The 4,200-nt window shown below is 67.1% G+C and carries 4 protein-coding genes; all 4 read right to left on the reverse strand.

Annotated features, from left to right (window positions below; all coding sequences use genetic code 11):
- Positions 1-17 precede the first annotated feature (17 nt).
- The 4 genes from ACLQ3I_RS10600 to ACLQ3I_RS10615 are packed head-to-tail and all read right to left on the reverse strand — an operon-like array spanning position 18 to position 3,626.
- On the reverse strand, positions 18-386 hold the full coding sequence (locus tag ACLQ3I_RS10600; protein WP_425790717.1) for a GNAT family N-acetyltransferase: 369 nt from the start codon (positions 384-386) through the stop codon (positions 18-20).
- Between the two features lie 47 nt (positions 387-433).
- Positions 434-1,285, reverse strand: a complete 852-nt coding sequence (locus ACLQ3I_RS10605; protein WP_425801719.1) for an ABC transporter permease — start codon at positions 1,283-1,285, stop codon at positions 434-436.
- Positions 1,282-2,097 (reverse strand): ABC transporter permease, encoded by an 816-nt coding sequence (locus ACLQ3I_RS10610; RefSeq protein ID WP_425792069.1) that lies wholly within the window; start codon positions 2,095-2,097, stop codon positions 1,282-1,284. The genes ACLQ3I_RS10605 and ACLQ3I_RS10610 overlap by 4 nt, the downstream gene beginning before the upstream one ends.
- Positions 2,094-3,626 carry an ATP-binding cassette domain-containing protein gene (locus tag ACLQ3I_RS10615; RefSeq protein WP_425801722.1) on the reverse strand — a complete coding sequence of 511 codons (1,533 nt, stop codon included), beginning with the start codon at positions 3,624-3,626 and terminating at the stop codon, positions 2,094-2,096. The genes ACLQ3I_RS10610 and ACLQ3I_RS10615 overlap by 4 nt, the downstream gene beginning before the upstream one ends.
- Positions 3,627-4,200: the final 574 nt, after the last annotated feature.

Raw genomic sequence — 4,200 nt, forward strand, 5'->3', positions numbered from 1 at the left:
GTCTCGGCCGGGTTCGGTCAGTTGAGCGCGGTCTCCAGCCAGGAGAGCACCTCGGGGGTCACCGGGCGCGCCGCATCCGCGTAGTCGGGGTTCTTGCGTAGGAAGGCCGCGACCATCGGACAGACACCGACGATGACGCGCCCCTCTTCGCGGGTCGCGTCGAGCGCTTCGCGGATCAGGATGGTGCCCAGACCACGGCCACCGAACTCCTCGGCCACCTCCGTGTGGAAGAAGACGCGTTGTCCGGTGCCGTCGACGTCACGGTCACGGTAAGCGGTGAACCCGGCCACCCGGGGTTCACCGGCGTCCGCCACCGTGATCTCGTAGCGGCGTTCGGCCGGGTGGTGGGCAACGGAGGTGTGGACTCCGGTCTTGTCGGTGGCCATGGTGCGAGCTTACGGTCCTCGACGATCCCGGCGCTGTCCCGAGGCCGTCAGTGATCGGTGGCGGCGCGCTGATAACCACGCAGTGCCGGGTAGACGAAGACGCCCAGCAGGACGACCGACCAGACGATCACCTTGATGAGGTTCTCGGTGATCGGTCCGCCGACGGCGAGTGACCGCATCACTTCGATCGCCGGTGTCATCGGCTGGTTCGCGACGATCGGCTGCAGCCATCCCGGATAGGCCTCGAGCGGGCTGAACCCCGAGTTGAAGAACATCAGGACACTCGAGAACAAGGAGATCATCGGCACGATCGGGGCCGCCGGTTTCGCGTTGACGGCGAGCGCGAGGACCATCGTCGAGAACGCCATGCCGTAGAGCAGCGCGACCCCGATGATGCCGAGGACGGCCCACACACCCTGGGTGAAACGGAAACCGATGAACAGCCCCGCCACCAACAACACCACGGTCGAGGCCAGGATGCGCACGAGCTCGGCGATGATGCGTGCGCTGAGATCGGCGGCACGGTTGATCGGCAGCACGTACAGACGGCCGAGGAGACCGGTGCCGCGTTCGGTGTTGAGCCGGACCGCCGCCGCCATCGAGCCGAACATGGCTCCCACCAGGATCACCAGTGGCACGGTTCCGTACGCGCTGTTCTGACCGGTCGCATTGCCCACGGCATCGCCCAGGACGACCTTGAACATGACCATCGACAGCGCCGGGAACAGCAGGCTCTGGCCGAGCGTCGAGTAGTCCCGCACCCATACCGACAGCTGTCGTCCGGTGAGGATTCGGGTCTGCGTCGTCCAGGCATCGGTCGAGTGTTCCGGTGGGACCTCGCCGGTCGGCATCGTCGCGGCCGCCGCCGCGGTGGAACTCATCTGCGGTGGTGTCGTCATGCGCGTAGCCTCCGCTCGGCCCAGATGAGCAGGCCCGCGGCCAGACCGGCCATCCCCAGGCACCAGTACACCGTCGGTGCCACCACCGACCAGGTCGCGGTGCCGTCGTTGAAAGCTCGCATCGCGTTCGAGAACTGCGACACCGGCTGATTGCGGACGAACGGCTGAATCCACTCCGGGAACTGGCTCTCGGGGACGAATCCCGTCGACAGCATGCCGAGGATCAGGATCGGCAGTCCGAGCATCTGACTCGTCGACTCGGGGCTGCTCGCCAACAGCCCGAGCGCGTCGGCGATCACGGCGACCAGCAGACCGACGACGAAGGCCACCGCGTAAAGGCCGATGGTCCCGCCGATGCCACCGTGCGGACGCCAGCCGATCAGCAGACTCGCGATGGTCGCGAAGACGAGTGAGATCGTCAGCAGAACCGCATTGGCCGACCCGCGGGCGGCGACCGGGACCAGGGAGTTCATCGGCATGACCCGGAAGCGCAGGTTGATGCCGCGCATGCCGTCCATCGACGAACGCATGGCGGAGGCCGACGCGACGAAGCCGACTGACTGCAGCGCGATGATCGGCATCAGGTACTGCGCGTAGTCCATGCCCGGATAGGCGTCCATCAACGACCGCAACGGCACGTAGAAGCACACCGCGAGGAAGGCGGGAGCGATCATCGCGAAGATGATCTCGCCGTTGCGCACGATGCCGGACAGACCGCGCGTGGTCAGCGCCCACCACTGTTGCGGTGGGCTGACCTGTGGCTCCGCGGCCTGCGTCGGTCCGGTCGGGTCCGGGGTGGTGTGCGTGATCAGGGGACGGGCACCTTCGTGGTCGAGGGTTCGGTGAGGGCGAGGAAGACCTCGTCGAGCGACGGCCGACGCAGCGCGACGTCGGAGAGGCGGATGCCGGCGGCGCTCGTTCGCTGGACGATCTGGACGAGGGTGTCCGCGCCGTCGGGGGCGGGCACCGACACCGAGATCGGTCGGTCGCCGTCGCGGGCCGGCGCATCCGGTGATGGTGTGAGCGCCGACTGCACCGGCGAGGGCGATTCGGCCAGCAGGTCGGCGAGGGCCTCCCGGACCGCGGGCACCTGCTCGGGATCGGTGGGTGTCACCTGATAGACCGATGTGCCGATCTGCGACTTGAGTTCGTCGGTCGTACCTCGCGCGATGACCCGGCCGTGGTCGATCACCACGATCTGGTCCGCGAGTTCGTCCGCCTCTTCCAGGTACTGCGTGGTGAGCACCGTCGTCACGCCCTGGTTGCGCAGACTCTTCACGAGTTGCCACACCTCCTGTCGGCTACGCGGGTCGAGTCCGGTGGTCGGTTCGTCGAGGAACACCACTTCGGGGCGGGTGACCAGGCCACACGCGATGTCGATCCGGCGGCGCATACCGCCCGAATACTCGCGCACCCTCCGACGGGCCGCGTCGGTCAATCCGAAGGCGGCGAGCAGTTCGTCGGCGCGGACGGTCGCGGCGGGTTTCGCGAGACCGAGCAGGCGCCCGAACAGGATCAGATTCTCCCGCCCGGTCAGCGATTCGTCGAGCGCGGCGAACTGTCCGGTCAACATGATCGAACGGCGGACCGCGGCGGCCTGGTGCACGACGTCGTGACCGGCGACGAGGCCGGTGCCCGCGTCCGGTTTGAGTAGCGTGCACAGCATGTTGACGGTCGTCGTCTTGCCGGCACCGTTGGGGCCGAGCAGACCCAGGATGGTGCCCTTTGCGACCGAGAACGTGACATCGGACACGGCGACGAAATCGCCGAAGCGCTTCTGCAGGCCGACCGCTGCGACGGCGGGTTCGGGGGTTCGCGGAATCCGGTCGGTGACCGTGTTCTGAACCGCCTCGGACACCGGTGCATGCGGATCGGCCGGAGCAGGGCCACCGGGTTGGACATCGGGGTCGGGATTCTGATCGGTGACACCGCCGAACGGCTGCGGAGTGACGGCGGCTCCGGTCGGCTCGTCGCCGTGATGTGCCGAGGAGCCGTTCGGGCTCTGGGGCGGGCCGATGTCGTGCGGTCCCGGTGTCGGCTCGGCGTCGGTGCTGAACTCTTCCCAGGTGATCGCATCGCGCGGATGCAGGTCACGCTCCCACAAACTGGGATCGCCGGGCTCGTCGAGCGGCAACAGATCGGCGGGATCGAGCGGATCGGTGAGAGGGTCCCACGTGCGGTGCACCTCGGGGGCGGGCACTTCGGCGGTGGGCACTTCGGCGGTGGGCACTTCGGGGGCGGGCACTTCGGTGGAAGGCGTCACCGCGCCGTCGTCCGGAGCGTCGGCGTCCTCGGGGCGGTACAGGTCATCGACCGTGTGACGCCCTCGTGAATCAGGCATTCCGCTCCTCTTCCGGATCGATGTTCTCGAGCGTGACGGGGTCGTTACCGAATCAAACTTACGCAGTACAGGCCGTCGGGGCGACGACCACCGACGTGGCAGGTGGTCGGTGTCGTCGGCGAGCGGCCCGGAATCGCACATCTGGGCGACCTGACATCGAGTAGACAGCTTTCCCACAGGTTCGGCTCCTACAGTTCCCGTTGTGAACCAGTTCGGGACGGGCCGACGGGCGGTCGTGACCTGGGCGGAGAAGTCGCGATCGCTCGAACGGGGGACGTGGTGATTACCGTCCTCGGCTCGTCGTTCGTTACGGTTCGTGGTCAGGAATCTGCGAGATGCCGTGTAACGGCCGGCGGCCTCGGCACGAAATACCTGTGTATTGCAGTACTTAGTATCGATTGCTAAACAACTTGTTCGACAGCATGGATTTGCGGGTTCGGGAGACGTCCGGTCGGCGACGGAGGGCGCGAAGCGAGACAGGTAACGGCAGAGATGCGCGCACTCGGGTTCTCCGGGCGCATGACGAGATGGTACCGCGGAAGATCGCGAGACCGCCGAGACGAGAGTGAGTGGA

Source organism: Gordonia sp. DT101 (genome assembly GCF_049844895.1).
In the GTDB taxonomy this organism is placed as follows: domain Bacteria; phylum Actinomycetota; class Actinomycetes; order Mycobacteriales; family Mycobacteriaceae; genus Gordonia.

What these genes read in the sequence shown, in the direction of transcription:
- ACLQ3I_RS10600 (WP_425790717.1), bottom strand. Translation starts at nt 386, where the DNA reads ATGGCCACCGACAAGACCGGAGTCCACACCTCCGTTGCCCACCACCCG.
- ACLQ3I_RS10605 (WP_425801719.1), bottom strand. Translation starts at nt 1,285, where the DNA reads ATGACGACACCACCGCAGATGAGTTCCACCGCGGCGGCGGCCGCGACG.
- ACLQ3I_RS10615 (WP_425801722.1), bottom strand. Translation starts at nt 3,626, where the DNA reads ATGCCTGATTCACGAGGGCGTCACACGGTCGATGACCTGTACCGCCCC.